Origin of the sequence: Stenotrophomonas sp. PvP093 (genome assembly GCF_017876915.1) — a bacterium.
GTDB classification, from domain to species: Bacteria; Pseudomonadota; Gammaproteobacteria; order Xanthomonadales; family Xanthomonadaceae; genus Stenotrophomonas; species Stenotrophomonas muris.
In genome coordinates this window covers 1,808,163-1,834,694 of record NZ_JAGIOX010000004.1, presented here as the reverse complement: position 1 = coordinate 1,834,694, position 26,532 = coordinate 1,808,163, and the positions used below count along the sequence as shown (strand labels likewise).

Sequence of the window (26,532 nt, the reverse complement as noted above, 5' to 3'; positions counted from 1 at the left end):
GCATGTCTACGTATTAGCGGCCTGCGATCACTTGACGCTGAGCGCGGCCTTCAGTGCGGTGGTCTTGACCATGTCGCTGATCAGCTGCTTGGTCGGGTCCCCCTTCAATGCGGCCTGCGCCACCACCTTCTGGTTGGCCTCCATGACCTCGATATAGGCATCATAGGATTTCATCCGTGCTTCCCAGCTCTGGGCAAGTGCGGCAATGTCATTGGCGGTGCGGAGCGATTCGCTGTCGGCACCCTGCACGGTGCCCTGATCGTTGTTGGTCAGGCGGATCTTGAGGATGCGGGTCAAGGAGTTGTTGATGCGCGGAACGGTCTGGGTCAGGAAATCGATCGCGTCGTTGTACTTGCGGTTCTGCATCATCCGGATGTTGACGCAGATCTGCATCTGCTGCTCCTTCACATCCGCCTGCGGATTGAACACGAACACCTTGAAGGCGGACTCCAGGCTGAAGTCCAGCGCCTTGCCGCAGGTTTCGGCAACCAGATAGTTCGGTGCCACCGGCACCAGCGGCGCGCTGTCGGGCATGCCGAAGCTGTTCACCGCCGCCTGCACCTGGATCAGCGCCTGGCGATACTGCTCCAGCGTGCGGATCCAGCGGGTGTTCTGCTCGACGTACTCGGCCGCGTCCTGCGCTTTGGCCGCGTAGACGGTCGCCTCGGTCTTGTAGGTGTTGATCTGATTGAGCAGGTGCTGGATGAGGCTGGTACCGGTCTCCTGCACGGGAATCCAGGCGCTGACATTGCCGGTGCCGAGCGCCATCATGGCTGCCACGGTCATCGCTGCAAGACGGGGCGCGCGGCGGCGGGGCGAGGAAGCTTGCTTGGTATTGTTCATATCAGTCTCCATTGATCGGAACTCGTAGTCTTCGGGCAGGCCGTCTCGCGGATCAGGTAACAGTGTCGCGCGCTGCGACAGCCGCCTTGCCCGAGCCCTTTCGATTCTTGTAGAAATCTTCAAGCCACTGTTCCGGCGTCAGCTCATCCACCGTCACCCGTGCGCGTACCGCAGCTGTCTGCAATACCCGATGCATGATGTCGATGTTGTCAGTGGACGCCGAGATCACCGACAGAATGTCATCCATGCCGCGCAGGTTGAGCTGGCACACGCTGGACGCGTGACCCTGCTTGACCAGGAAGCAGCGCGAGCGCTCGTCCAGGGCAGTGACCACCTTGAACTCGGCCTCGGTCAGCTTCAGGCCGTCCATGTAGTCGCTCTTGCTGGCGTTCGGGTTCGGCAGCAGGATCAACGTGGCAGTCTGCTCGATCAGCGCTGCCGAGATGTCGCTCTTCAGCGCGTCCTCCGGGCTCTGCGTCGCGAAGATGCCCAGGCCATTCTGCTTACGAATGGTCTTCTGCTTGTTCTTCGCGAACTCCTTCAGGCCACCTTCGCCATCCAGGATCTTCCAGAATTCGTCCATCACGTAGATCAGCGGACGACCATCGATCAGCGACTCCAGGCGGTGCAGCAGGTAATTGATGACCGGCACGCGCACTTCGGGATTGTCGATGATGTCGGTGTAGTCGAAGCCGATGATATTGGCCTTGCTCAGATCAACGGTGTCGACCGGATTGTCGAATACCCAGCCCAGCGAATTGCCCGAGGTCCAGCGGCGCATGCGCGCGTAGAGCCCATCGTCGCCCATGTTGGGCAGGCTCTTCTGGAAGTTGGTCATGCTGCGCAGGTGCATCGGCGTATCGAGCATGCTTTCCACCGCGCGGTAGATGTCCTCTTCCTCGCGCGCACTGTACTCACGCTTGCCGGCCAGCACCTTGATCAGGTCGGCCAGGAACTGCACGTTGGCTTCGTTGTTCTCGCACTGGAACGGGTTGAAACCGGTCGGCGCGCCGTTCTCCAGGGCCAGATAGTTGCCACCGCAGGCGCGCACGAAGATCTCCGCACCACGATCCTTGTCGAAGAAGAAGATGGTCGGTGACGGCTCGTACTTCTGAACCTGGCTGAGCAGGAAGTTGATCAGCGCGGTCTTACCGGTACCGGACTTGCCGATCACCATGGTATTGGCGATCGCCTTCTCGCCCAGCGAGTTTTCCGACGGATGGGTCGCGTGGAAATTGAAGTAGTACGGCTGGCCGTTGGTGGTCTGCAGCGTGGTGACGCAGTCGCCCCACGGGTTGTTGTGCTGCTTGCCGGTCGCGAAGTTGTGCAGCGGCGACAGGCCCAGGAAGTTCAGCGAGCTGACATTGGCCAGGCGGGTACGATAGCGCCAGTTGCCCGGCAGCTGCGAATAGAAGGACGAGGTGACCGCAAGGTCTTCCTTGGTCGACACGAAGCCGGCGTTGGACAGCTCGGCGCGGGTCGATGCGACGTTCTGCGATAGCTTGGCCTGAGTGTCACCGTAGACCGCCATGATGAAGTGGTATTCACCCAGCACGAAGTTGCCGGACGACAGCTGATCCATGGCCTGGTCGAGCTCGACGATCTGGCTGACCGCCTTGTCGCCGGAGGAGATCATCATGCCCTTGGTGCGATCAAGCACCTTCAGCGCGTCCTGCCGCCCCATCGGGCTGAACGAATGGGTGATGACGTACTCGTAGTCGAGGTACTTCAGGCCGTTGAGGATGCCCGGGTAAGTGCCCTCGGCATACTCCTTGATGTTCAGGATGGCGCCGTAGTGATTGGCACCATTGGGGGTATTGATCGCGAAATCGCCGGTCTTGGCCGAGAACATATGGCGGCTGACAGGCAGGTAGTCCTTGATCGGTGCCGACAGCACCGGCACCGGCTCGTCGATGCGATTGATCAGGTAGCCGAACAGCTCCAGCGTTTCGGAGAACACCACACCGTTCTTGGCCTCGTACATTCCCAAGCGGTATGGCGCATAGTCCCGGATGACGGCCTCGACGTTGCCGGCCAGCTCCATCAGCTTTTCGACCGCCTGCTCCTGCTCGGCGCGCAGCTTGTCCACGTTCGCCGACTTCTCTACGAAGCGCTTACCCGCCACCACGGGGCGGTAGATCATGGTCAGGTACAGCTCGTTCTGCATGATGCGCTGTGAGGACAACATGCCCATGTACTGATCGGACACATCCTGGTTGAAGCGCTGCTTGTAGTTGCTCTTGCCCTTCAGGGTGCGGCGACGACGGATGTCGTGCACCCAGAAGGCGACGTTGACGAAATCCGGCGCGCGCAGCGTCTGCAGCAGGCGGTTGAACGTGTTGTGGCGATGTTCGAGCTCCCACTCCTCGCGGCCGACGAACGGCAGCCCTTCCAGATGCCAGGTCAGCAGGTAATCGCCGCCCGTGGTCTTGACCACGTTCGGAGCGACATGCGACGACAACGGAATGAACTCACTGATGGAGGTGTCAGGGCTGAACATACGACTGCTTCCAAAGAGGTAGTGCCAAGGAGTTACAAAAGACCCGGCGGGCGCAGACGCCCGCCAGGCCGGATCCGGACCTCAATCCATTCGGGCCGGCTTGTCGCGGTAATGGTTGGGGTTGAATACCCACATGCCATCGTGTTCCTGCACGTTGCGGACTTTCAGCTTGAACATCAGGCGCAGGCCCAACAGGCGGAAGATCATTTCGTCACGCTTGGCCATCTGCCGCATGATGAAGACCGCCACCGGAATGGTGAGCAGGAACCAGAAGTTCGTGTACATGCTGAGCAGCAGCAACCCACCTGCCACCATGAAAAATGGCAGGTAGGGGACGCCCAGGAACATCGCTGGGCGCGTGCAGCCGCGGAACACGACGTTCTTATGCACTGTAGTACTGGATCACGTGGTTGATCAGGTAGGAGGTGCTGGTGCCACCACCGCACTTGCCGTCGCTACCCTCGCCCAGCAGCATGCGCGCAATCTGGCCGGCGGCACCGATCAGCACGCCACCGATCAGGATCGGCGCGACGTCACCGATGCGCTTGTGCGCGAAGGCGATCTGGTAGCCGGCGAAGATCACCGCAATGGTCACGACGGCGATCGAGGCCATGTTCAGCAGGCCGTTGATGTTGGAGAAGAAACCGCAGACCTTCTTGTCGGTGCCGCCGAAGTCGGTGCCGGTTGCGAACACCTGCGGGGCGAACAGTGCGCCAACGAAGATCGTGGCCATCAGCAGGGTCTTCAGCGTGCGCTGGGCCTGGACGAGGTCGAGATTGGATCGCTTCATGGATTGATTTCCTTGTTGATGGACTAACACAACTGAATCGGCCAGCCGGGGGACTGGCCGCACCACGACTTCGTCAGAACACGAAGGCCGCATCCCCTGCGGGAATCTGCTGCACCGGTGCGGCCTGCACCGGCGCGTTGTACGAATTGTCGGTACCGGCCACAGGCTGGTTACGCTCGCTCCAGGGCCGCAGCATCACTGGCCCCTCATTGCCGGCGCCAGCCGCGCCCGGCAATTGCTGCGGCATGGCCATCGCCTGTGCGGGGCCCTGCTGTGGCAGCTGCTGCGGCATGCCGCCGGCCTGCTGCTGCGGATAAGCGCCCGCCTGGGCCGGCTGCGCCTGCGGCTGCATCATCCGATCCACCGAACCCAGTACCACCTTGGACAGTGCCTGGTCGGCGATGTTCAGGAGGCTGCCCCGCGCCATTGCCCCGGTGGACGGGTACACGACATAGGCGCGTGCGGGATCTTCCGACGGCACGTACACGGGGCCATTGGATTGAGCAACGATGCGCGCCTGCGCCGGCGAAGCCAGCTGCGGATGATGCTCGACCTTCACCGCGCGGCGCTCCCCCCGACTGACCACGTCGATCGGTGCGACACCATTACTGGCGACCTGCTGCCCGCGGCGGATCGAGTCGTAGATCTTCTGCACGTAGCCGTGACGGAAGCCGGTCTCGAAATTGCCCGAGTAGTAGCAACTGAAAGACTTGCCCCAGTCACCGCCGGAGCGCTTGTAGCACTCGGCGAGGATGCGCGAACCAGCCTGCAGGTTCGGGCACTGCTGGAAGGCCTTCTCGTAGGAATCCAGGCCGTATTTGCCCAGGTTGTAGCGATTGACCTGGGCCAGCCCGATGGAGAAGTTGTAGCCCTTCTCTTCCAGCATGCGCACCGTCGCCAGCGCTTCGTCCAAGGCCTTGGGCTGGCGCACCAGTGCGCCGCCGACCACGCCGATGGCGTAGGGATTGCGCGACGATTCGACGTTGATTACATGCTGCATCACATCCATCGAGACGGCCATCTCCGGGCACGCCATCATTTCCAGTCCTGGCAGCATCCTTCAGCCCCCCTGCCCCTGGGCACGCCCAGGATTGAAGTCGATGCCGGTGATGTAGCGCGAGCCGGCATGCGCCTTGATATGCACGACGATGTCGATGGTCATCATCAACAGTCGCTTGATCACGTTGAATTCGAGGCCCGAACCTTCGGTCGAGGCCTTCACCATCAGCGCCAACTGGTCCCAGGTCTGCTCCGGGCTGCCCGCATGGCAGCTGGTGATCGAACCCGGATGACCGGACGCGCAGTTGCGGATGAAGTAGAACGCCTCGTCACCGCGCAGCTCGGCGAGGATGATGCGTTCGGGCTTCATGCGCAGGCAGGCCTCCATGCAGCTCTTGGCCGTCACATTGCTGGTGCTCTGCCCGCCTTTGGAATACAACAGGTGCACGACGTTGGGCTGGGTCAGGAACAGCTCGCGCGCGTCCTCGATCGTGACCAGGCGCTCGTTGTCCGGGATATGGTTGACCAAGGCCTTCATGAAGGTGGTCTTGCCGCTACCGGTCGCACCGGATACCACGATGTTCTTGCGGTACATCACCGCACGCCGGAAGAACTCGGCGTACTCGCGCGAATGGCGCAGCTCCAGCAGCTCGCGATCCTGCTCGCTGATGCTGCCATCGGTTTCCAGGATCTGATTGAAGAAGCCGTCTTCGTGATACTGGCTGAGCGACTTGGTGTGCTTGGACGGCAGACGGATGGTGATCGACACCTTGCCTGCATCACATGCCGGCGGAATCACGAACTGCGCACGCTGGCCAGTGGGGAACGTGAGCGACACGACCGGATCGGCATCGGTGATGCGCTGGCCGGTGTTGCTCTCGTTCACCACCGCCGTGCAGAACTGCCGGGCCCGCTCGAAGGTCAGGCTCGGCACGTCCACCCGCTGCCACCCCGCCCGGGTTTCCAGGTACAGCTCACCGGGACGGTTGATGCAGATTTCCGTCACTTCCGGAGACGTCATGTACTCGGCGATGCCCAGCACTTCGTACTGATAGCGCAGGAAATCGCTGGAGACGAGGGCGAGGGGTGACACTTCGGCGTCCATGATCGTTCGTTGGGTTACCGGCGGGGGTGCAGCACGTTGGTGAAGTCGACGTCCTTGGCGACGTAGACGTTCACGATCGTGCCCTGGTTGATGGTGACGGTCGGCGGACGACGGTTGCTGCTGAGTGCTTCGTTGGCCAGGCGCTCCATCGTGCGTGCGGTAGCACTCTCATAGGGCGACTGCACCGTCATGCCGTTGTTGGCGATGGTGGTCGTCTCCGGACCGTGTTCGGCGGCCGCGTACTTGAAGGCATCGGAAATCAGGCTGATCATCAGCGCCGAGGCGATACGGCTGCCCCAGTGCGCGCTGTACTGGCCCGGATGACCGGCACCGCCCAGCTGATCCACGCCCGGGCTGGACATCGCAACGTCGATGCCATTCGGAGTGGTGATGCGATCCCAGATCACTTCCACGCGCTTGCCCATCGGACCGCCGCCGTAGGCGCCATAGATCTTGGAGCCCTTCGGCAGCAGCAGGTTGCGACCGTTGATCGAGTACACCGGCTCGGTCAGCAGGCACGAGGTATAGCCGGCGAGATCGGTGATGATTCGGGTTTCCAACACGCAACGCAGGTAGGTGCCACGCACCAGCAGCGCGTCGGGGCTCTGGATGTAGGTGGCGCTGGAGACATCCTCGACGTCCGGGCCGCGGCGAACCTTTGCCGGCGCCGCCTGATTGTTGGGCAGCTGGGCCAGCATGGCACGGGTGTACTCATCCATGCCGCGGCCGCCATTGCTCCCGTTGCCATCCTGTCCATCACCACCACCCACCCCGCTCCCGGAGCCGATGCGGCGGTCCAGCAAAGTCGGGCCACGGTCAATCTCGCGCGCCGAATCGGACTGGGGAACGAACAGCGGGGTGGAATCCAGCGGCGGCGGCGGTAGCGGCGGCGTCATCGGAATCGGATCAACCGGTTGCATGGCCTGGGAGGGCACCGGACTCGTCTGCACGGCGTCCGGCAGAGTCGGCGTAGACACGCGCGCAACGTCCGGCACCTTCTGCACAGCGTCCTTGTCATCCTGGCCCTTGCGGAACAGCAGGAAACCCATGGCCACCAGCAGCACCACGATGCCGCCCAGGAACAGCAGCGCCTTTCGGTTCAGCCGCTGCTCTTCGGCCGAGCGCAGCTGCGGCGCGGCCGCATCCAGATCCGGCGCAGGCTCGGCCTGGGTCGTGCCGAAGTACGGGTTCGACGGCGCGTCCGCGGCACCCTGTGCGCCGTACGGGCTCTGGCTCTCGTCGCGTCCGTTGTTCGGGTCGTTTCCGGGAGTGTTCTGCTGGCTCATTTCTTCACGTTCCTTCGCAGGCCGACGACGAAGTCGCCGTGGCGGATGACCAGGTACGGGTGTGTCCCGTGCACGATCAGCGTATTGCCTTCAACCGTGGTGTTGACCACGAAGTCTTCACCGTATTCTGTTTCACGACCAAACACCGCCGGGAAGATGCCGGTCTTGTACTCCGGCGAATTCGGCAGTTTCAGGTAGGTGAAACGACCATCGTCATAGGCGTTGACCGGGATCAGCCACCCCATCTTCTTCGCCTTGCTGGTCGAATAGGAGTAGTTGAAGTTGTACTGGCGGTCCTTGGCCAGTTCCGAGCTCAGCAACGGCTTGGCCTCTTCCTCGACCGCTTCCTGGGCGACGCCGAACACGGTGTCGTTCGGATAGACGAAGGCGATCTTGTACTGCACACCGGCACGACGGGCCTGTTCCAGCTGGCGCCAGTCGGTGGCCACCACCTTCAGCTCGAAGATGTAGGAATGGGTCTCGGTGCGCACCATCATGTTGGTGTCGACGTCGACGTTCTTCGGCTTGAGGTAGAACACGTTCTCGCGACGGGTCAGTTCCCAGCCGCTGCTGAAGCCGGTGCTGTAGTCGAGGATCTTCTCGTTCGGGCTCAACTCGATCTGGGTGGTCAGGCCCAGGCCGGTGCGAACCGGATAGATACGGTCCTTCTCGTACTCGTAGTGGTCAACCGCCTGCGCCATCGCCGCTGCTGAGAACAGCAACGACAACATCGACAGCAGCGCCAGCGCGCTTCCCCTGATATTTCGACTACTCATCGGTTGCTTGCTCCATCAGCAGTTCCGGTGGAATTGTTCTGCGCCGGCCTCATGGCCGGCTGTCCGGGCATGGCCTGCCCCGGCATTGCTTGCCCCTGCACCGGCTGACCCGGCATGGGTTGACCCTGTACCGGCTGGCCCGGCATTGCCTGGCCCGGCACCTGGCCGTTGACCGGAGCCGCGACCGGCTGGCCGGTGGCCGGATCGATCATGGTGGCCGCGGCCGGATTGTTGGGATCGTAGACACCTTGTGCCTGCTGCGCCGCCTGTGCGGCCTGCTGCGCCTGCGCCTGCATGGCGCCGTCATCCGGCACCGGCACGCCACGCGAGTAGTCGTTGTCGACGCGGTACTCGGTGACCTGGAACGCCAGTGGGTTCAGGATGCGATCCTGTTCGGACAGCGCCAGGTTCTGGTTGTAGCTGAAGCGCATCGTCACCAGCTGGTTGTCCAGGTAGGTAGAGACGCCGGTGCGCTTGTCCAGCAGGCTGCGCTGTATGCGCACCGAAGCGCCGCGGAAGCTGCCGTTCGGCTCGGCCCCCAGTGGCGTGATGCTGAGGATCTTGACCCGGATGGCGCGCTCGCGACCGTACATCACGAACGGGTTCTGCGGATTGTTGCCGGCATAGCGGACACGCATGGACTGCGCCACCGGATCGGTGGACATCACGAACACCAGTTCCCAGTCACGCAGGCCCATCACCGCCGAGTCATACGATTCGCGCGCGAGCACGTACTGGGCGACGTTGCTGCGATTGATCGCTTCGTTGGTGGTGATCGTCTCGCCCTGGAAGGTGCCACTCAACCGCGCGACGGTCGCCGTACCCGTGTAGGCATCGGCCATGACCAGGAACGGCACCTTTTCCTTCAGCGGCAGCATGTAGTAGTAGCCGCCCGCCAGTGCGAGCGACATCAGCAACGAGCCTGTGGCGACCCACCATGCGCGCCGCTCGCTGCGGCGCGCCATGTCGGCCACGGTGATCTCGTAGCTGACCGCCTTGGCGACCGACTGCTCGACCTTGGGACTATTGCCGGGATCCTTCTTGCGGAACATGGATTCTTCCGTACTGCTGAAACATCAATGGGCGTGGCACCCCTGCGACAGGCGCGGGGAGCAGCACGTTCGATGATTTCGAGGTGGACTCAGGTGCCGCTGTTGGAATCAGCGCCCTGTGCCGACGCGGTCGGCGTCGAGCCAGCGCTCTGCACAACGATCTGGTTGCCAACGATGGAGACGGAGATGCCCTGCGCTGCATAGGCCGCTGTCAGATCGATCACGGCCTGCTGAGCGTTGGTGGTGTCGATGCTGGAGACCGCGCCGTACAGGGTGAAGTCCGAGCTCAGGCGGTAATCCAGCGTGCGTCCGGAATCCTTGGCCCAGCGCTCGAGCATGGCTTTGAGCGTGCCATCCATCGGCGAGGCCTGGTAGACGTAGCTGGAGTACAGCGGGATCTCGGTGGGTGCCGCAGCAAAGCGGTTGACCGGCTTCCAGCGGCCTCCGAAATCGGGAGCGGACTTGGTGGCGCAACCGGCCACCATCAACGCCGCCACTGCGGCGATGGACATTTTCGCGATAAACGCCTGATTCATACGGGCTTCACTTTGACGTACGAAAAAGCAGTCCCGAGCATTGGCCCACTGGTCGTCCGGCGCTGCGTCGCGCACGCCGGAATCGGAGCGACGCACTGACTGGCAGCACACCTGCTCCGGCTCCCCTGCAGCCAACGGCTGCCAACCAAGTCGCGGGGCCGCCAGACACTGCCGACGACACACCCGCATACCTCACCAACGTCGAAACCATCCTTGTTTCATGGCACAAACTCCTGGCCACCCTGCTCTACAACATCTGCCATCCATCACACATTTCTGAACGACATGCACAGGGTCGCACAACCACGCGTCAATTCCATGTCAGACAAGTCTGAAAATCCATGAACAAATGCCAAATTCTTGACCGAAATCACGAATTCACATTCTTAACTACGAATGGTGATCACAAATTCAGCGACGTGAATTAGACGTTCAGCATCGGAACGTCCACCTTCGGCAGCAGCCTCGAGGTGAAGTAGCGATCCTTGTAGTACCGGATCTTGTCGCACTTCACCGGGTGAGGTATCCCCTCGTACAGGAACACCTCCATGTCCGGCCCCATCGCCTTCAGCTCCTGCGGCAGCATCAGCGCGCGCCGTTCCTCGGTGAAGTTGTGGGTCTTCTCGCGGGCATGGGTGACGTTCTTCCTGCGCACCGTGGTGTAGCCCAGCATGTCCGAATAGTCGTTGGCATCCTGCTGTTCGCGCGGCGCGTACAGGATCTGCAGCGCGTGGTTGGTGATGATCGTGCGCGAGACTTCCCGGCCGTAGGTGGCGTCGAGTTGGGACATGCTCTGGATGATCGGCAGCAGGCGGATGTTGTAGCCGGCCATGTAAGAGACCGCCGAGGCGATGATCTCCACTTTGCCGATCGAGGTGAATTCGTCCATCAGCAGCAGGCACTGGTACTTCAGGTCCGGGTTGGACTTGGGCAGTTCCTTGGTGTTGAGGTTGATCAGCTGGCTGAAGAACAGGTTGATGATCAGCCGGCTCTCGGCCAGCTTGTTCGGCTGGATGCCGATGTAGATGGTCATCTTCTTCTTGCGGACGTCGGTCAGCAGGAAGTCGTTGCTGCTGGTGGCCTTGTCCAGCACCGGGTTGATCCAGGGATTGAGCGGCTCCTTGAAGGTGCCCAGGATCGAGGCGAAGGTCTCATCGGCCTGCGACAGCATGTTGGCGAACGCCGAACGGGCATTGGCACTGAGGAACGGTCGCTCCGACAGGGTCTTGAGGTACTTCTTCAGGTCGGTGCCGTCGCCGGAGGACAGACGGTACACCGCACCGAGCGTGGGCGTGCCGGCGCCGCCCGGGAAACCGCTGCTGCGCTCGTCGTCCCAGTTCTCGAACAGGTACAGGGTAAAGGCCATGAACGCATTGCGTGCCTGGCTGACCCAGAACTTCTGGTCCTCGGCCCCGTCTGGGTACAGCATCGCGGCGATGCTCATCAGGTCCGACACCCGGAAGGCCGGATCGTCGGAGACGTAGCTGAGCGGGTTCCAGCGGTGCGTGCGCCGGTCCTCGGCGAAGGGGTTGAACAGGTAGATCTCCTGGCCCTGGCTGGCGCGCCAGCCGCTGGTCAGGTCGAAGTTCTCCTGCTTGATGTCCAGCACCACCAGCGATTCGCCGTACTCCAGCAGGTTCGGGATGACCACGCCCACGCCCTTGCCCGAGCGGGTGGGCGCGGCCAGGATCACGAACTGCTGGCCATCCAGGCGCACCAGCTTGCCGCCATGGCTGCCGACCACGATGCTCTGGCCGGTCTTCTTGAACATGCCGTGCTTGGCCAGGTCGGCACCGGTGGCGAAGCGCGCGTCGCCGTGCAGCGAGCGCTTGTCCTTCTTCAGCAGCAGCACCAGGCCGGCCACCAGCAGCACCAGCAGGGGCAGGCCGAAGCCTACGTAGCCCGCCCATTTGATCTTGCCCACGAAGGGCGCGACCTGCGGTTGGCCGATGGCGTGGACGTACTGGTAGTAGGTGTTCCAGGTGAACAGCTGGGTGTCCAGCCCCAGGAACAGCAAGGTCAAGTAGCCGGAGAACACGAAACCAAGCAACAGGGTCGCCAGCGTGATGATGGCGATGAGCAGATACTTCTTACTGGGCAACACCCGAATCCTCCATGATGCGCACGCGGCGCGACGGCCTAGCGGTGGCGCCAGCGCGACGCCTTCTTCCGCAGGTGGTTCTCGTTTTCCAGCCCGGGCTCCTCGCCCTCTTCACGCACCAGTTGCAGCAAGCGTTGGCGCGCTTCGGCCAGTGATATCAGGTCGGTCAGACGATCCCCATCGTCGGCGACGACCGCATGGCCGACCACATCGCCGGGAGCGTACACCGGCTCGTGGGACACCGCTACCAGCTGGTAGCGGCCACGGGTTTCCAGCACATGCCTGAATTCCTGCATCGCACTCCTCCTTGTCGGGGCAACACTGCGCCCCCTGCCCCGCCATCATGCCGGTGGCAGCGTCATGGGCGCATCCACAACCGCTGCGGCTTCTGCGCGAAACTGTGCGCGGATATCCAAGGAGACCGCAATGGACTGGGTAGCACTTGCCCGCACGCTGGCCACCGAGGCCCACGCGGGGCAGATCGACAAGGCCGGCCAGCCTTACATCGGCCATGTGGCGCGGGTGGCGGCTGCGGTGCGCGGCGACGATGACGCCGAAGTGGTGGCCTGGCTGCATGACGTGGCCGAGGACTGCCCGGCGTTTGCCGCGCGGATCGAGGTATTTCCCGCACCGCTGCGCGAGGCGGTGCAACTGCTCAACCGCGATGCAGCACCCGACGCGGACAGCTACTACGCGCGCATTGCCGCCCACCCGCTGGCACTGAAAGTGAAGCGCGCCGATCTGGATGACAACGCCGATCCGCAGCGGCTGGCGATGCTCGATGCGGCGACGGCCGCGCGCCTGCACGGAAAGTATGCTCATGCCCGGGCGGGGCTGGGCATCTGAGCCGGACGCGACGAGGCGCGGCGGGCCGGCGTGTCACCGATCAAACGCTGATTTACCCTGAGTGCTGCTGCTCCTGCTGCAGTGCAGCAGTACAATGGGCGGCTCCCGCCCCCCCCCATCGCGCCCCCGCATGAGCCCCAACTCTTCCCTGGCTGCGCGGCTGACGCCCCGCCAGCGCACCCTGATCATCCTCGCCCTTTCACTGGGTGGCTTCGCCATCGGCACCAGCGAGTTCGCCAGCATGGGCCTGATGCTGGAGATCAGCCGCGGCCTGTCGATTTCCGAAACCCAGGTCGGGCATCTGATCAGCGCCTATGCCATCGGCGTGGTGGTCGGCGCCCCGATCCTCGCCTTCGTCGGCGCCAGCTTCCCCCGCCGCAAGCTGCTGCTGGCACTGATGGGCTTCTACGCGGTCGGCAACCTGGCCAGCGCGCTGGCACCGAACTACGGCACGATGCTGGTGGCGCGCTTCGTTGCCGGCCTGCCGCATGGCGCCTACTTCGGCGTGGCGATGCTGGTGGCCGCGGCGATCAGTCCCGCAGGCCAGCGCGGCCAGGCGATGTCACGCGTGCTGCTGGGCCTGTCGATCGCGATCCTGGTCGGCAACCCGCTGACGACCTGGCTGGGTCAGCAGCTGAGCTGGCGCACCGCCTTTGCCCTGGTCAGCGTGCTGGCCATCGCCACCGTGGCGATGATCGCGCGCTTCCTGCTGCCGGACCCGGATGAAGTACGTACCTCGCCGATGCGCGAGCTGCGCGCCTTCAACACGTCCCAGGTGTGGCTGGCGCTGGCGATCGGCGCGGTCGGCTTCGCCGGCATGTTCTGCGTGTTCACCTACCTGGCACCGACCCTGGTGCAGGTCACCGGCGTGGCCGAATCGTGGATGCCGCTGGCGGTGGGCGTGTTCGGCATCGGCGCGATCATCGGCAACATCGCCGGTGGCTGGCTGGTGGACAAGTTCCACTTCAAGGCCGCCGCCGTGGTGCTGCTGTGGTCGATCGTGATGCTGCTGCTGTATCCGCTGGCCGCACAGTCGGTGTGGACCATCGGCCCGATGATCATCACTGTCGGCACCATGGGCGCACTGGCGGCGGTGCTGCAGACCCGCCTGATGGACGTGGCCGGTGAGGCGCAGACGCTGGCGGCGGCCTCCAACCACGCCGCTTTCAATACTGCCAACGCACTCGGCCCGTGGCTGGGCGGCATGGCAATCAGCGCCGGCTTCAGTCCGGCCAGTACCGGCTATGTCGGCGCGGCTACCGCGATCGGCGGCCTGCTGCTGTGGTGCGTGGCGGTGATGCTGGACAAGAAGCGCAGCACCGCCGTCGCCGGCAGCCACTGAACATTGCGCCGGATCGTCAGTCGCTGCCTCTGCGGCGACGGCGATCTGGTCGCAGCAACGCTGTATCGCCGGCCACCAGGGTCGGCCGCGCCAGCTCACCGCGCTTCACACGGTCCAGCACCCGCCGCGAATTGGCTGCACAGTCGATGCCGTCCGGCCGCGCCTGGATGTCCTCGATCAGGGCCAGCAGATGCGCCCGGCTCTCTGCCAGCCGCAGCTGCAACGCTTCGATGTCAGCCACCTTCTGCTGCAGCATCGTGATCAACGCCTCATGCTGCCACTGGCCCATGTCCGGTGGCAGCAGGGCGCGGATCTCTTCCAGGCTGAAGCCTGCACGCTGCGCGCCCGTGATCAACTCCAGCAACAGCACCGCCTGTTCCGGATAGTCGCGGTAGCCATTGGCCTGGCGCTGCGCCACCAGCAGCCCCGCGTCTTCATAGAAGCGAATGCGCGACGCCGCGAGGCCCGTGAGGCGGGCCAGCTCACCGATCTTCATCTGCCTGAATCCTCGCCATGGGAGCCTGTTGACCTTCAATAAAACTTGAAGGTTAGCGTAGCGCCATTCCCCTGTCCCGGAGCTGTCCGATGTCGCTGTTCTCGCCCCTGGCACTACCCTCCGGTGCCATCATCCGCAACCGCATTGCCAAGGCCGCGATGGAGGAAAACATGGCCGACGCCGACCACGCGCCGTCCGCTGCGCTGCTGCAGCTCTACCAGCGTTGGGCCGATGGCGGCGCAGGACTGATCATCACCGGCAACGTGATGGTCGATGGCCGCGCCATGACCGGCCCCGGCGGCGTGGTGCTGGAAGACGACCGCCACCTTGACCGCTTCATCGCCTGGGCCGAAACGGCACGCTCACGGGGCGCGCAGATGTGGATGCAGATCAACCATCCCGGGAGGCAGATGCCGGCCGCACTCGGCCAACCGGCACTCGCGCCGTCAGCCGTCGCCCTGGAGATGGGCGCGCTGTCCAGGGAGTTCGCACCGCCGCGGGCGATGACCGAGGCGGACATCGAAGAGGTGATCGCCCGCTTCATCCGCAGCGCCGAGCTGGCCGAGCGCGCCGGGTTCAGTGGCGTGCAGATCCATGCCGCGCACGGTTACCTGCTCAGCCAGTTCCTGTCGCCGCTGTCCAACCGCCGCGACGACCGCTGGGGCGGCAGCCTGCACAACCGTGCGCGCCTGCTGCTGGAGATCGTGCAGGGGGTGCGCGCCACCGTGTCGCCCACGTTCGCGGTGGCCGTGAAGCTCAATTCCGCCGATTTCCAGCGCGGTGGCTTCTCGCCCGAGGATGCGCGCGCAGTGGTGGAAATGCTGGCGCCGCTCGGCGTGGACCTGGTCGAACTGTCCGGTGGCAGCTACGAAGCACCGGCCATGACCGGTGCCGCACGCGACCAGCGCAGCCTGGCCCGCGAGGCCTACTTCCTTGAGTTCGCGCGTGAGATCGCCACGGTGGCAACCATGCCGCTGATGGTCACCGGTGGCATCCGCCGTCGCGCCGTGGCCGATCAGGTACTTGACAGCGGTGTGGCCATGGTCGGCGTCGCAACCGCGCTGGCGATCGAGCCGGATCTGCCACACCGCTGGCAGCAGGGCCGCGACCCGGTGCCGACACTGCGCACCATCGACTGGCGCAACAAACCGTTGGCCGCCAGCGCACACATGGCCGCAGTGAAGTACCAGTTGGCGCGGCTGAGCAGGCTCCGGCCCACGGCGCCGGGTGTTTCGCCCGTCTGGGCACTGCTGCTGGCACAGGCGGCCGCAAAGTGCCGGACCCGCCGCTACCGGCGCTGGATCGGTGCACGCGCAGGAGGATACTGAGCGGGCAGGCTTCTCATCACCGAATCGATGCTTCACCATCTGCACGATCGGCGGCAGCCCGTCGCCGGTCGCAACACGCAGAAGGAACCCTCGTGGCAGCAGGACCAACCAGGAACCACGAAAAGCTGCTCGATGACCTGCTCTCACTGGGCCGCAACTGGGCGCTGGCCATTGCCATCGCAGGTGCCGGAGCTGCGGTCCATTACAGCGAGTCGGTCTACGAAGCAGGCATCTGGCGCGACCTGCTGCCCACGCTCTGCTTCCTGGTCGCCATCGTCTGGATCGTGCTCAGCATCATCCGCTTCGACCTGACCATCCAGCAGCACTTCGAGCGGAAATTGTCACGCTGGCTCAGCCGTCTGCTGTATGTCGTGCTGCTTGGCACCGGCATCACTGCCGTGTTCTTCGTCACCGAACTGGCGGAGAACAATCACATCGCGCGGATGTGCGACTCGGTGGCCAATGAACCCGGCAGCCGCATCCACAGGTCGGCCGAGTGCCAGCGCCTGTACCAGCATCGCGCGGCGTACCGGCAGCGTCTGGAATCGGCCGAGGGTGAGTTCGACTGAACGGGCTTCATCGCGGTCTTCGCGCGCGATGAACACATTTCGTGGATGTGCATTTGGGCACAGTGCAGCCGACGCCGCGCTCTCGGCCCGTACCGGACCCGCAATGCCCCCCCATCGCGCACCTGCCCGCCATGATGCCATCGCCTTGCAGGCCGGCATGCTGGGCAGCGTGTTGGGCGTGGCGCTGTTCAAGGCCATCGCACTGTCTGCGTTGGCGACGGGTTCGATGATGGGTATCGGGCTATGGGTGATGGCCTGCGCGCTGCTGGCAGCGTGGGCGCTCGCAGCCTATCTGGCCTGCCTGGCACTGAGCCGGCGCGTGTTCGTGCTGATGCTGGTGCTGTGCACGGTACTGGTGATCTGCATCGCCTGACGCCGGCAGGGGCCGGACTATCGCGCATCTGTTATAGAATAACAAGTGCGGTTGGTCCGATTGTGCATGCCCGGTGTCACGGATTTGAATTCCATGGCCATCCCGGCATCACCCGAGGCCCCCCCATGAACCTGCAGCCCCCGCTCCGCGTGACCCTCATTGCCATCGCCCTCGCATCGCTCAGCGCCTGCGCCACCTATGACGACAGCAACATGCATCAAGCCTGCCAGGAGTCGCCGCACCTGAAGGACCTGCCGCCCGAGGTCGCTGCCCGCGAGAGCCGCTGCAACAAGGGCATGGAAGTGTGGTCGAGCGAGCGCAAGGGCAGTGACAAGCCGCTGGACCTGAGCGGAAAGAAGAACAATCCCTGACGAAGGTGCGCGCCCGGTTGCCGCGCCTGTCTTGATCGCGCCCATGCATCCGGCTGACTGCTCCATCACAGCCGGCGCGCGACGATGAGGTCTCCCCACCCTGTCGAGACTCAGATGCCGGACACTGCCCACCCTGTCATTCGCGCGTTCGAGGCCGTGTTCGATCTATCAGGCAGCGTGCAGCGCATCACTGCGCTCACGGTCACCTGCCGGCATTGCTCGTCGACCAGCTCTGCCAGCGAAGACAACCTGGTGCAACTTCCGGGCGGGGCGTTGTTCCGTTGTGATGGGTGCGGCTGCCATCAACCGGTCAGCCACGCCCGCCTGTCGGACTGGCAACCGGCGTCGTTGCTGGGTATCTGAGGGCCGCCACGTGGAAATGACTGCGGAACAGCGGAAAATACTCCAGGCAATCGCCGCTGCAGAGCCGGTGCGCGGCGATGCCGCAACGTGGGCGGTGACCGCCGGATGGGCGGTACAGGCGGAAGACGGGGATATCGATCTGACCGAGGCTGGCCGGGATGTGCTCACCGCGCAGGCAGATCGTAAGGGCTAGACCCGCCGATCAGGCCAGCTTCGCCTCCCTCCGCGCTGCGCCGCGATAGCGGCAACCTGCTGAACAAAGGGTGCATCCCTGCCACGTCAACGGCGAAGTGGCGAGGCCCTTCATGCCGACGGTGTGCAGGGCGTCATGACATGCGCTCGGCTATGCTGCGCCACCTCCCTGCGCCAATGGCGGCCATGCATCCTTTTCCCCTGCCAGTCTCCGCACCTGATCAGCTCGCCTACCGACTGCTGCAGGACAGTGACTGGGCCCGCTCGGCCACTGCCGCAAGCGCACCTGCCGAACTTCGCACCTTGCTGGCGATGATCCTGGATTCGCCGGAACCCCTGTGGCTTGCCTGGGGCAAGGAAGACAAGGCGTTCTTCTTCAATGATGCCTATCTGCCGATGCTGGGGGAAAAGCTGCACGGCGCGATGGGCAACCGTCTGGAGGATGTCTGGGCGGACGTATGGCCGGACGTGGTGCATGCCGTCGACGACGCCTTTGCCGGCACCAGCCGCAGCTTCAAGAACCTGCCATTGATGATGGATCGCGACGGCACGCTGCGCGAAACTTTCTGGACGTTTTCCTATTCACCGCTGCGCGTCGGCTGCGGCAGTGTCGCCGGTATCCTGTGCGTGGTCAGCGAGCAGACCGAACGGGTGATCGAGCGCGACCTGCACAGCCGCCAGGTCGCGGCGATCACCGAGCAGGCGCGGGAGGCCCATCTGGAACTGGTGCGCGCCCGCGAGCAGCTGCGCCAGTCGCAGAAGCTGGAGGCGATCGGCCAGCTCACCGGCGGTGTGGCCCACGACTTCAACAACCTGCTGCAGGTCATCACCGGTTCGGTGGACATGCTCCTGCACACGTGGCCGTCAGACGACACCCGGCGCCGCTACATCCAGGCCATTGCCACAGCCTCGGACCGCGCCACCAAGCTGACCGCGCAACTGCTTGCGTTCTCGCGTCGCCAGAGCCTGTCGCCGGAGGTCTTCGATCTCTGCGAGAGCGTGCACGCGCTTTCGGACATCATCACCACGGTACTGGGTGCACGCATCCAGGTGTCGTTGACGTTGCCCGGCACGCCGTTGCCGGTGCTGCTGGACCGGACCCAGCTGGACACTGCATTGATCAACATCGCGGTCAACGCGCGCGATGCGATCGAGGGACACGGCAGGGTGACCATCGAGGTGGAGCAGGTAACCGCCGTGCCTTCGGTGCGCTTCGCCGCGCCGATGAAGGGCGACTTCGCCGCGATCAGCGTGACCGACACCGGAGCAGGCATCGACCCCGCCGTCGTCGACCGCATCTTCGAGCCCTTCTTCACCACCAAGAGCGTCGGCGCCGGAACCGGCCTCGGCCTCAGCCAGGTGTTCGGCTTCGTCAAGCAGTCGGAAGGCGAGGTGGACGTGCAGAGCCAGGCGGGCGCCGGTACCCGCTTCACCCTGTACCTGCCGCTGGCGCAGGCGAGAGAAATGACGGAACGGCCGGCGACGCTACCGGGGCTGCAGCATGGTCACGGTGTCTGCGTGCTGGTTGTGGAAGACAACGTCGATGTGGCCGAATTTGCCGTCGGCGCCCTGCGCGAGCTCGATTACAACGTGGTACTTGCGCACAATGCGGACGAGGCCCTGGCGGAGCTCGAACGGGATGCCTCCCGCTTCGATGTAGTGTTCAGCGACGTAGTGATGCCTGGCATGAACGGCCTGGATCTGGCCCGTACCATCCGCAGCCGCCTGCCTGGGCTTCCAGTGATCCTTACCAGCGGCTACAGCGAACTGCTGGCCCGGGACCCTGGCCATGGCTTCACCCTGCTGCGCAAGCCTTACTCATTGAAGCAGCTGGCCTCGGTGATGACCGAAGCCGGGCGCTGCGCGCAGGCCGTGGTGGCGTCGCCCTAGCGGGCGGTCACCGCAGCGAACCGAACCAGCGTTCCAGCGAAGGCTCCAGCCCCGACGTGTCACCGCCAGCATCGCAGGCCCAGGCGACGATACCGTCGGGGCGGACCAGCACGGCGCCCAGTCCCAGCGTGTCGCGCGCCGTGGACATCACGCAGGTGACCGACCGCTGCCAGCGCTCAATGATCGGACCGAGCGGATCGCCGGTATCGAGCCCCAGCAGCACGCCCTGCCCTGCACGCAGCAGCTCTCCCATCCGACGGTCATCAGCCAGTTGGACGTCCGGTGCGCTTCGGCCAACCCGCGGATGGCTGCCGTCGAGCACCGGTGGCGGTGCTACACCCCACAGCCGCTCGGCGAGATAGGTGGCACCGTCGCGGGTCGCGGCCAGGTCGGCGATGACCGCCGCCAGCGCGCGCGACCCGGGGCCTGGCCGCATCAACGCCACCTGCGCACGTGACCAGTCGAGCACCTGGGCGCCGATCGGATGGCGCTCAGCCTGATAGCTGTCCAACAGCGACTCTGCCACATCACCTCGCACCACCGCGGCCAGCTTCCACCCCAGGTTCATCGCATCGCCGATGCCGAGGTTCAGCCCCTGCCCGCCCAACGGCGAATGCATGTGCGCGGCATCACCGGCCAACAGCACGCGGCCGCTGCGATAGGCCGTGGCCTGGCGCGCGGCATCGGTCCATGTGGTGGCCAGATGCAACGCCGTGATCGTTGCCTCTCGCCCGGAGACACGCCGCAGCAGCGCCTGGGCGGTGTGCCGGTCCAGCGGCGTGCGATGGCCGGCGCCACCGTCGAAATCGGCCAGCGCCAGCATGCCCGGCGGATTGAAATTGCACATGCCGTGTTCGGTGAACTGACGCCCCGGGACGAGCACCGACGGGTCTGCCAGTTCGACCTGCAGCGTGTGCCCGGTGAACTCCGGCGCCGTCCCTGCGAACACGAACCCCGATTGCTTGCGTACCGTGCTGCGGGCGCCATCGCAACCGACCAGCCAGCGGCCCCGCATCAGCCCGCGACCGGTCTGGACCACCATCTGTGCTTCGCGTGCGTGCACCGCCTGCACCGTGCAGCCACGCTCGATCTGTACACCCAGCGACACCGCACGCTCGGCCAGCACCGCCTCCAGCGACTGCAGCTCGACCGCCATCTGGGTGGGCACCGGCGTCGGCAGGCGATGGCGCCAGCGCGCACTGTCCACGTTGTCCAGCGCAAAAGGAATGCCGGCGAAGTGGCCGCCCAGTGGCCGCGGTTGCGCCAGCCAATGGGCGGTGCCGGGCGGCGGTGCGCCGTTGTCCGGCTTCAGCACCTGACTGGCGGCAACCGCATCCAGCAGGCCACGTCGATCCAGGGCCTCCAGGGTGGGCGCATTCAAGCCGCGCAAGCCAAAGGGCAGGCGTTTCAAGGGCGTCTCGGGCGACGCTGCCTGCTCCAGCAACAGGACCGAACAGCCGGCCTGGGCCAGCTCGCAGGACAGGAACAGGCCAACCGGGCCGGCCCCGGCGATGACGACGTCGTACAACATGGGATTTCCCTGTGAGCGCCGGGCCGGCGCTCTGGCAACGCCAATGTTACACTCGGTGTACGTTTCCACAAGTGAACCGCCCATGACCCCGCCTCCGGGCCGCCGCGAGCAGCGCAAGACCGAGACCCGACAGACCATTTCGGACGTCGCCACCGAACTGATCATCCGCCGCGGCTTCGAAGCCGTGTCCATGTCCGAGATTGCCGATGCGGCGGGGGTCTCGCGCAAGACGGTCTTCAATTATTTCGCCAGCAAGGAAGACCTGGTGTTCGACCGCGATGAGGAGGCCCGGACCCTGCTTCGCGAAGGCATGGCGGCGCGCCGTGGCATGACCCCGCTGGCCGCCTTCCAGTCGCTGGTGCGGGAGCTGCTGGACAGCGGCCATCCGCTGTTACGGATCAACTCCGGTGCAGCGGCCTTCTGGGCAACCGTGGCCGACAGTCCGGTGCTGGTGGCGCACGCGCGACGGCTGCAGGCACAGCTGGCCGACGACCTGGCCCAGCTGATGGCCGACGCGGCCGGTCGGCCCGCGCAGGACGCGGAGGCACGCCTGGGCGCAGCCATGCTACTGGCGTCGATGGTGGCCGCCTATGAGAGTGGACTGGCCAGCCAGCAGAGGGGCGAGGATCCGCGCCAAGCGATGCTGCAGCTGATCGTGCGCGGTGGCACCGGCGTGCTGGTGGCCTTGGCCGGCACCCCATATACCGACCCGGGCCTGCGTCCATAGCGCACTCGGGGGATAGGTCACGAAGCGTTGCAAATGCTAATCTTTCTCATTTGCAGCCCGCCCCGACCCCCTCATGCCGCTTCCAACCCCGCTCAAGCACGCCCTCTGCCTGGCGCTGCCCCTTTCCCTGGCTACGCCTGCACTGGCCTCCGAGGCCTCCGCTGACACCCCGAAGGACCTGGACAAGGTCGAAGTCCGCGGCCGCGCGCAGACCCTGTACCGCGCCAACGATGCGGCCGTCGGCACCCGCACCGATACCCCGTTGGAACTGGTGCCGCAGTCGATCCAGGTCGTGCCGCGCGAGCTGATCGACGACCAGGCCGCGCGCCAGGTCACCGATCTGTACCGCAGCATCAGCGGCATCAGCTTCTTCAGCTATGCCGGCGTCACCCTGCGCGGGTTCCGCCAGGAGAACGTGCTCTACGACGGCCTGCGTGGTGATCCCTATGCGGGCTTCTCGGTGCCGCAACTGTTCAACATCGAACGCGTGGAAGTACTGAAAGGTCCGGCCGGTGCGCTGTACGGCGGTGGTGATGCGGGCGGTGTCATCAACTATGTAACCCGCAAGCCCAAGGCGCGCGCCGAACGCCGCATCGAGCTGCAGGCAGGCGACAAGGACTTCCGCGCCGGATCGATCGAAGGCACCGGCCCCTTGAATGCCAGCGGCAGCATTCGCTATCGCGCCGGCCTGTATGCCGACAGCGAGCAGGGCGTGCGCTGGAATGCCGACAGCGAAAGCGTGATCGGCGATGCCTCGCTGGCCTTCGATGTCGGCCAGACCGGCGAACTGGTGCTGCAGTTCACCGACATCACCCAGAACCTGGGCGGCAACCGCCTGCGCGGCGTGCCGGTGAACGATGCCGGCAGCTTCCTGACCGACCGCCGCTGGAACCACAACGAGGCCAGTGACTTCCTCGACATGCGCGCCAAGGTCGCACTGGCGCAGTATCGCTTCGCACCGCGCGACAACCTGGACGTGGACCTTGCTGCGCGCTGGTTCAGCAACAACGAGCACCAGATGTACCACGAGCCGATGGGGCTGATTGATCGTGATCGCGACGGCGTGGCCGAGTGGATGACGCGCCAGCTGCGCAACCAGATCCGTGACAACACTGCCTTCGCCGCCAGCGGCAATGCCGTATGGCGGATCAACACCGGCCGTATCGAACACAAGGTGCTGTTCGGCGCCGACGTGTACCAGCTCGACGCCGACTTCACCGCGCAGACCGCCAACAGCGCCGACCTGGCACGCGGCGCCGGCCCGGTGCGGGGCATTGACCTGTTCAACCCGGTCTATGGCGCGAGCACCTGGCATGACTACAACCTGGCCGCTCTGCCCTGGCGCAGCACCGCCACCCGCAGCAAGCGCTACGGCGGATATCTGCAGGATGAGCTGGCACTGGGCGCGCGCTGGCATGTGCTGGCCGGGCTGCGCTGGGATGGCTTCAAGGATCAGGACCGCATGGGTGGCGGCAGCGTGGATGGCAACGATCTCAGCTGGCGCCTGGGCAGTACCTTTACCGTCCGGGACGGCGTGAACCTGTACGCCAACATCGCCAGCGGCTTCGTGCCGCAGAGTGCCACCAGCCAGAACCCGGCGGCCGGCGGACCGTTCGACGCGGAGCGCAGCAGGCAATGGGAAGTCGGTCTGAAGTCCCTGCTGGCCGACCGTGTGACCCTGAACATGGCGGCCTACCGCATCGACCGCAGCAACATCGTGCAGGCCACCGGCGAGGTGATCGGCGGGGTAAACCAACTCGCTGCACTGGGCCTGGTACGCAGCACGGGCATGGAACTGGACCTGCTGGCCGACGTGACCGAGCGCTGGGTGGTGAACCTGACCTACGCCTACAACGACGCACGGGTGAAGGATGCCGGACCGAACGGCATCACCAATGCCTCCGGCGACCGCTTCGCCAATGCGCCACGCAACAAGCTCGGCGTGTGGACGCGCTACGACCTGCCGTCGATCAACTCGGCCATCGGCTTCGGCGCCGACCATGTGGGCGAGCGTGTCAGCCTGGATGGGCAGACGGTCAAGGCGTACACGGTATTCGACATGAGCTGGAAGACCACGTGGAAGCAGTGGCAGTTCCAGGCCAACGTCAAGAACCTGTTCGACAAGGTGTACGCAGCCAGCGGCTTCATCGAGCGCAACGGGCATTTCCCGGGCGAGCCGCGGCGGGTGTATGTGCAGGCGGCCTACCGCTTCTGAGAAGGCCTTCCAGCAGAGCCGGGCGCCCGCTCGGCTCTGCTACGTAACCTCAGCCCATCCGCATCGCAGGGTTGTCACGCGCGTGGACGTCGTTGTCCTGCTGGCGCTGCATGGCCGCCTGCCGTCGCTCCAGGCTGGCGGCCTCGATCTGCCGCAGCGAGTGTTCGACCGGCGTCTGCACTGCCGTGTCCGTAGGCATGACCGCTCGCAGATGCGCGGGATCGCTCATCTCGCCCTGCACCACGAACACGTTGCGGCCGGCCGGGTGATCGGCAGTCTGCGCGCTCAGCAGCACATGGTCGGCACGTTCGAGCTGGTTGTGGCGCGCCAAGGCCATCACGCTCGCCACCAGGCGCTCGCTGTTCTCGTCGTGGGTACGCCCGGCGCCGGCATCGATCGCGGCCACGCCTTCGCGCACCTGCTGCATCAATGCGTACTCACGGTGGCCAGGACCAATGTCGGCCAGACGGGTCGCTACCTGCGCGGGATCCCGTACGTCGTCCACGGCTGCGGTAAGCGGACTGCGGGTGATGGTCCGGTACGGGTCGTCCGGGTGGAACTGGGTTCGCTTTTCCTGCCGTTCCAGACGAACCTCGCGCGCGTCGTTGAGTTCGGCGATACGGGCGGGGTCAGTGATCTCCCGCATCGACATATGGCCGCCACCCGCGCTGACACTGGCCCACTTCCTGTCCGCTTCGAAGTACATCGCGTAGTAGCTGTTGCCACCGATGACGTTCGGATCGACCGCCGAGCGTCCTTCCAATGCCTGGGTAGCTTCCAGCACGCTCAACCGGGTCAAGTACTGGCCGCCTTTCGTCCATCCCATCTGGCTGATGGCATCGACGCTGGTGTCGCCTACGCGCGGGCCGCCGGCGTAGTCGTTGTTGAGCATGTTGGTCCAGATCTGCTCCAGCTTCGCGGGGCCGCTCTTCTGCTCAGCCGCCTGCAGCAACACGCGCGGCGTCCAGCAGTTCGGATCGAGTTCATGCCGTTCGAATGCCCGGTCGTGTGCCAGCATTACATCCTTGCCGGGAAGATTCAGTGCAAATTCGGGACGCCCCTGCTCCATCCAGAACAGGCGTCGCTCCAGGTCCTGGCGCAGAAGCGTCTGCCCAAACATCTCCCATTGCCGCTCGCTCAGCTGCGCATCGGGAAAGCCGGAGCCCTTGCCTTCCTGATCTCGGGCGTAATCCTGTGCGTAGCTGTTTGCAACGCGGCCTGGCAGGCTGTCGTTGCGAACAACACCCAGCGCAAGCGTGCCATAGCCATCCGCATCTGGCAGCTGCGACAGATAGTTCCAGTACAACTCACGGTTTCCGGCCTTGGCATAGCTGGCCAGAATCCTGAGATTCTCTTGCGCCAATCCGCCCATCGCCTGCTCCTGAATGCACTCACTGCCGGACGCGGGAGCGCGCGAGAAGATCCCGCACCGCATCTTCCATCCGCTTCCAGTCCGCCAGGAAGGCCCGCTTGTAGTTCAGCGAGATGGAAAGCTTGTTCTCCACATCCGAGAAATAGTGGAAGCACCCCGCAGCGGCTTGCCCTTGCTCACTGATGACCTGATCGCCCTGCAGGCGAACGCCATCCCCCCGAAACGCCGTGCTTTCGCATTTGATGAATGTGGTCAGGCTGCCGTTGGGAGCGCGCGCGATGTACCAGTCATCTTCATAGGCAGGATTACGGGTGGGCGGTTTTCCATAGCGTGCCTCGTATTCCTTCGAGAAAATCCCCATCCTCGTTTCATCGATGGCGTAAGGCGTCAGTCCCATGACGTCGGGCCGCGCAATACGCAGATCGAGTCGATCCCGAGGATCCCCTCGCTCCACCGATCCTTCCTCGGTGGATGCCTGGTTGGAGGACAATCGCTCCAATGATGTTTCGATTGGCGCACGATCGATGTAGTCGATCGCCACAGCAATTTCCTTCCGGAAATCATTCGTACGCGGATTGGCCCGGGCGCCCGGCGCCGTCGGCTTCATGTCCGGCCACTCGATGACCAGCGTCACGCCCTCGCCGGGCCACGGTGCGATCTGGCTGTCCAGGTAGTTGGCCGGAATGCGGAAAGTGTTCGGCCCGAGCTTCACGTCCACGGGCGCATCGGTATAGGTGTGGCCGTTGATCGTGCGGCCGGTCTGCGTTGCGCCGGACATGGCGGGATTCCTTTCGTGTTCGGTGGACGGCGGCCGCGCACACGCGCCGGCACTCACCGCGACGGCAAGTGCAAGCGTCAGGCAACGGCCGGGGGACATCACGTGCATGGGCATTCCATTGCAGAGTTCCCAATCGATTATAGGTAAAACT

The 26,532-nt window shown here is 64.6% G+C and carries 26 protein-coding genes and 1 pseudogene; 11 read left to right on the top strand and 16 right to left on the bottom strand.

All coding sequences use genetic code 11. The annotated features are described in order from the left end of the window. Positions 1-27 precede the first annotated feature (27 nt). From J3A72_RS10970 to J3A72_RS10915, 12 genes and pseudogenes are all read right to left on the bottom strand, one after another. A complete protein-coding gene (locus J3A72_RS10970) occupies positions 28-843 on the bottom strand; it encodes a hypothetical protein (protein ID WP_053091844.1) in 816 nt (271 codons plus the stop codon). Between the two features lie 52 nt (positions 844-895). After that, positions 896-3,343 (bottom strand): VirB4 family type IV secretion/conjugal transfer ATPase, encoded by a 2,448-nt coding sequence (locus tag J3A72_RS10965; RefSeq protein ID WP_049408136.1) that lies wholly within the window; start codon positions 3,341-3,343, stop codon positions 896-898. 81 nt (positions 3,344-3,424) lie between these two features. Further along, entirely contained in the window at positions 3,425-3,733 is a 309-nt protein-coding gene (locus tag J3A72_RS10960; protein WP_019660289.1) for a VirB3 family type IV secretion system protein, read from the bottom strand. After that, positions 3,726-4,133: a TrbC/VirB2 family protein gene (locus J3A72_RS10955; protein ID WP_046431329.1), complete on the bottom strand. Its 408-nt coding sequence runs from the start codon at positions 4,131-4,133 to the stop codon at positions 3,726-3,728. The genes J3A72_RS10960 and J3A72_RS10955 overlap by 8 nt, the downstream gene beginning before the upstream one ends. Positions 4,134-4,713: 580 nt before the next feature. Then, positions 4,714-5,178 (bottom strand): annotated as a pseudogene (locus J3A72_RS23230) (lytic transglycosylase domain-containing protein); the annotation flags it as partial. 15 nt (positions 5,179-5,193) lie between these two features. Further along, a complete protein-coding gene (gene virB11 / locus J3A72_RS10945) occupies positions 5,194-6,237 on the bottom strand; it encodes a P-type DNA transfer ATPase VirB11 (protein WP_075076696.1) in 1,044 nt (347 codons plus the stop codon). 14 nt (positions 6,238-6,251) lie between these two features. Beyond that, the gene (locus J3A72_RS10940) at positions 6,252-7,523 is read right to left on the bottom strand and encodes a TrbI/VirB10 family protein (protein WP_049408143.1); all 1,272 of its coding nucleotides are present in this window, start codon (positions 7,521-7,523) and stop codon (positions 6,252-6,254) included. Further along, positions 7,520-8,299 (bottom strand): TrbG/VirB9 family P-type conjugative transfer protein, encoded by a 780-nt coding sequence (locus tag J3A72_RS10935; protein ID WP_014037652.1) that lies wholly within the window; start codon positions 8,297-8,299, stop codon positions 7,520-7,522. Before J3A72_RS10935 ends, J3A72_RS10940 begins: the two co-directional genes overlap by 4 nt. Continuing rightward, positions 8,296-9,351, bottom strand: coding sequence for a type IV secretion system protein (locus tag J3A72_RS10930; RefSeq protein ID WP_049408147.1), 1,056 nt, complete (start codon positions 9,349-9,351; stop codon positions 8,296-8,298). Before J3A72_RS10930 ends, J3A72_RS10935 begins: the two co-directional genes overlap by 4 nt. An 89-nt stretch (positions 9,352-9,440) precedes the next feature. After that, the gene (locus J3A72_RS10925) at positions 9,441-9,887 is read right to left on the bottom strand and encodes a hypothetical protein (RefSeq protein WP_032957008.1); all 447 of its coding nucleotides are present in this window, start codon (positions 9,885-9,887) and stop codon (positions 9,441-9,443) included. Positions 9,888-10,311: 424 nt separating this feature from the next. Then, entirely contained in the window at positions 10,312-11,991 is a 1,680-nt protein-coding gene (locus J3A72_RS10920) for a type IV secretory system conjugative DNA transfer family protein (protein WP_014647580.1), read from the bottom strand. Between the two features lie 35 nt (positions 11,992-12,026). Next, entirely contained in the window at positions 12,027-12,284 is a 258-nt protein-coding gene (locus J3A72_RS10915) for a hypothetical protein (protein ID WP_014647581.1), read from the bottom strand. Between the two features lie 130 nt (positions 12,285-12,414). On the opposite strand from J3A72_RS10915, the gene J3A72_RS10910 reads away from it, so the two are divergent. Together J3A72_RS10910 and J3A72_RS10905 are read left to right on the top strand one after the other, a co-directional pair. Continuing rightward, positions 12,415-12,834, top strand: a complete 420-nt coding sequence (locus J3A72_RS10910) for an HD domain-containing protein (RefSeq protein ID WP_075076698.1) — start codon at positions 12,415-12,417, stop codon at positions 12,832-12,834. 130 nt (positions 12,835-12,964) lie between these two features. Next, the gene (locus J3A72_RS10905; protein WP_069118282.1) at positions 12,965-14,176 is read left to right on the top strand and encodes an MFS transporter; all 1,212 of its coding nucleotides are present in this window, start codon (positions 12,965-12,967) and stop codon (positions 14,174-14,176) included. A gap of 16 nt (positions 14,177-14,192) precedes the next feature. On the opposite strand, the gene J3A72_RS10900 is transcribed toward J3A72_RS10905, so the two are convergent. Next, complete coding sequence (locus tag J3A72_RS10900) at positions 14,193-14,672, bottom strand: MerR family transcriptional regulator (protein WP_053495385.1); 480 nt, start codon at positions 14,670-14,672, stop codon at positions 14,193-14,195. Between the two features lie 89 nt (positions 14,673-14,761). Here J3A72_RS10900 and J3A72_RS10895 point away from each other — a divergent pair, with 89 nt between their 5' ends. From J3A72_RS10895 to J3A72_RS10865, 7 genes are all read left to right on the top strand, one after another. Then, positions 14,762-16,000 (top strand): NADH:flavin oxidoreductase/NADH oxidase family protein, encoded by a 1,239-nt coding sequence (locus tag J3A72_RS10895; RefSeq protein WP_075076700.1) that lies wholly within the window; start codon positions 14,762-14,764, stop codon positions 15,998-16,000. Between the two features lie 92 nt (positions 16,001-16,092). Then, positions 16,093-16,569, top strand: a complete 477-nt coding sequence (locus J3A72_RS10890; protein ID WP_046431353.1) for a hypothetical protein — start codon at positions 16,093-16,095, stop codon at positions 16,567-16,569. A gap of 103 nt (positions 16,570-16,672) precedes the next feature. Beyond that, positions 16,673-16,942, top strand: a complete 270-nt coding sequence (locus J3A72_RS10885) for a hypothetical protein (RefSeq protein WP_014647587.1) — start codon at positions 16,673-16,675, stop codon at positions 16,940-16,942. Positions 16,943-17,067: 125 nt separating this feature from the next. Next, a complete protein-coding gene (locus J3A72_RS10880; RefSeq protein ID WP_032957423.1) occupies positions 17,068-17,313 on the top strand; it encodes a hypothetical protein in 246 nt (81 codons plus the stop codon). Between the two features lie 114 nt (positions 17,314-17,427). Then, a complete protein-coding gene (locus J3A72_RS10875) occupies positions 17,428-17,676 on the top strand; it encodes a hypothetical protein (RefSeq protein ID WP_014647589.1) in 249 nt (82 codons plus the stop codon). A gap of 10 nt (positions 17,677-17,686) precedes the next feature. Continuing rightward, positions 17,687-17,869 (top strand): hypothetical protein, encoded by a 183-nt coding sequence (locus J3A72_RS10870; RefSeq protein ID WP_075076701.1) that lies wholly within the window; start codon positions 17,687-17,689, stop codon positions 17,867-17,869. 185 nt (positions 17,870-18,054) lie between these two features. Then, entirely contained in the window at positions 18,055-19,758 is a 1,704-nt protein-coding gene (locus tag J3A72_RS10865) for a PAS domain-containing sensor histidine kinase (protein WP_041864224.1), read from the top strand. Between the two features lie 7 nt (positions 19,759-19,765). Here J3A72_RS10865 and J3A72_RS10860 read toward each other — a convergent pair whose 3' ends face one another. Continuing rightward, the gene (locus J3A72_RS10860; protein WP_075076702.1) at positions 19,766-21,289 is read right to left on the bottom strand and encodes an FAD-dependent monooxygenase; all 1,524 of its coding nucleotides are present in this window, start codon (positions 21,287-21,289) and stop codon (positions 19,766-19,768) included. An 82-nt stretch (positions 21,290-21,371) separates the two neighbouring features. Between J3A72_RS10860 and J3A72_RS10855 the strand changes: the two genes are divergently transcribed. Both J3A72_RS10855 and J3A72_RS10850 read left to right on the top strand, forming a co-directional pair. Further along, a complete protein-coding gene (locus J3A72_RS10855; RefSeq protein WP_032957418.1) occupies positions 21,372-22,016 on the top strand; it encodes a TetR/AcrR family transcriptional regulator in 645 nt (214 codons plus the stop codon). Positions 22,017-22,089: 73 nt separating this feature from the next. Then, the gene (locus tag J3A72_RS10850; protein ID WP_140222902.1) at positions 22,090-24,231 is read left to right on the top strand and encodes a TonB-dependent receptor; all 2,142 of its coding nucleotides are present in this window, start codon (positions 22,090-22,092) and stop codon (positions 24,229-24,231) included. Positions 24,232-24,280: 49 nt separating this feature from the next. Here J3A72_RS10850 and J3A72_RS10845 read toward each other — a convergent pair whose 3' ends face one another. Beyond that, complete coding sequence (locus J3A72_RS10845; RefSeq protein ID WP_140222903.1) at positions 24,281-25,603, bottom strand: XVIPCD domain-containing protein; 1,323 nt, start codon at positions 25,601-25,603, stop codon at positions 24,281-24,283. Positions 25,604-25,622: 19 nt separating this feature from the next. Next, entirely contained in the window at positions 25,623-26,489 is an 867-nt protein-coding gene (locus J3A72_RS10840) for a hypothetical protein (RefSeq protein WP_014647603.1), read from the bottom strand. Positions 26,490-26,532: the final 43 nt, after the last annotated feature.

What these genes read in the sequence shown, in the direction of transcription:
- J3A72_RS10860 (WP_075076702.1), bottom strand. Translation starts at nt 21,289, where the DNA reads ATGTTGTACGACGTCGTCATCGCCGGGGCCGGCCCGGTTGGCCTGTTC.
- J3A72_RS10955 (WP_046431329.1), bottom strand. Translation starts at nt 4,133, where the DNA reads ATGAAGCGATCCAATCTCGACCTCGTCCAGGCCCAGCGCACGCTGAAG.
- J3A72_RS10855 (WP_032957418.1), top strand. Translation starts at nt 21,372, where the DNA reads ATGACCCCGCCTCCGGGCCGCCGCGAGCAGCGCAAGACCGAGACCCGA.
- J3A72_RS10875 (WP_014647589.1), top strand. Translation starts at nt 17,428, where the DNA reads ATGCCGGACACTGCCCACCCTGTCATTCGCGCGTTCGAGGCCGTGTTC.
- J3A72_RS10850 (WP_140222902.1), top strand. Translation starts at nt 22,090, where the DNA reads ATGCCGCTTCCAACCCCGCTCAAGCACGCCCTCTGCCTGGCGCTGCCC.
- J3A72_RS10925 (WP_032957008.1), bottom strand. Translation starts at nt 9,887, where the DNA reads ATGAATCAGGCGTTTATCGCGAAAATGTCCATCGCCGCAGTGGCGGCG.
- J3A72_RS10970 (WP_053091844.1), bottom strand. Translation starts at nt 843, where the DNA reads ATGAACAATACCAAGCAAGCTTCCTCGCCCCGCCGCCGCGCGCCCCGT.
- J3A72_RS10915 (WP_014647581.1), bottom strand. Translation starts at nt 12,284, where the DNA reads ATGCAGGAATTCAGGCATGTGCTGGAAACCCGTGGCCGCTACCAGCTG.
- J3A72_RS10840 (WP_014647603.1), bottom strand. Translation starts at nt 26,489, where the DNA reads ATGCACGTGATGTCCCCCGGCCGTTGCCTGACGCTTGCACTTGCCGTC.
- J3A72_RS10965 (WP_049408136.1), bottom strand. Translation starts at nt 3,343, where the DNA reads ATGTTCAGCCCTGACACCTCCATCAGTGAGTTCATTCCGTTGTCGTCG.
- J3A72_RS10940 (WP_049408143.1), bottom strand. Translation starts at nt 7,523, where the DNA reads ATGAGCCAGCAGAACACTCCCGGAAACGACCCGAACAACGGACGCGAC.
- J3A72_RS10910 (WP_075076698.1), top strand. Translation starts at nt 12,415, where the DNA reads ATGGACTGGGTAGCACTTGCCCGCACGCTGGCCACCGAGGCCCACGCG.
- J3A72_RS10865 (WP_041864224.1), top strand. Translation starts at nt 18,055, where the DNA reads ATGCATCCTTTTCCCCTGCCAGTCTCCGCACCTGATCAGCTCGCCTAC.
- J3A72_RS10880 (WP_032957423.1), top strand. Translation starts at nt 17,068, where the DNA reads ATGAACCTGCAGCCCCCGCTCCGCGTGACCCTCATTGCCATCGCCCTC.
- J3A72_RS10895 (WP_075076700.1), top strand. Translation starts at nt 14,762, where the DNA reads ATGTCGCTGTTCTCGCCCCTGGCACTACCCTCCGGTGCCATCATCCGC.
- J3A72_RS10935 (WP_014037652.1), bottom strand. Translation starts at nt 8,299, where the DNA reads ATGAGTAGTCGAAATATCAGGGGAAGCGCGCTGGCGCTGCTGTCGATG.
- J3A72_RS10905 (WP_069118282.1), top strand. Translation starts at nt 12,965, where the DNA reads ATGAGCCCCAACTCTTCCCTGGCTGCGCGGCTGACGCCCCGCCAGCGC.
- J3A72_RS10900 (WP_053495385.1), bottom strand. Translation starts at nt 14,672, where the DNA reads ATGAAGATCGGTGAGCTGGCCCGCCTCACGGGCCTCGCGGCGTCGCGC.
- virB11 (WP_075076696.1), bottom strand. Translation starts at nt 6,237, where the DNA reads ATGGACGCCGAAGTGTCACCCCTCGCCCTCGTCTCCAGCGATTTCCTG.
- J3A72_RS10930 (WP_049408147.1), bottom strand. Translation starts at nt 9,351, where the DNA reads ATGTTCCGCAAGAAGGATCCCGGCAATAGTCCCAAGGTCGAGCAGTCG.
- J3A72_RS10845 (WP_140222903.1), bottom strand. Translation starts at nt 25,603, where the DNA reads ATGGGCGGATTGGCGCAAGAGAATCTCAGGATTCTGGCCAGCTATGCC.
- J3A72_RS10885 (WP_014647587.1), top strand. Translation starts at nt 16,673, where the DNA reads ATGCCCCCCCATCGCGCACCTGCCCGCCATGATGCCATCGCCTTGCAG.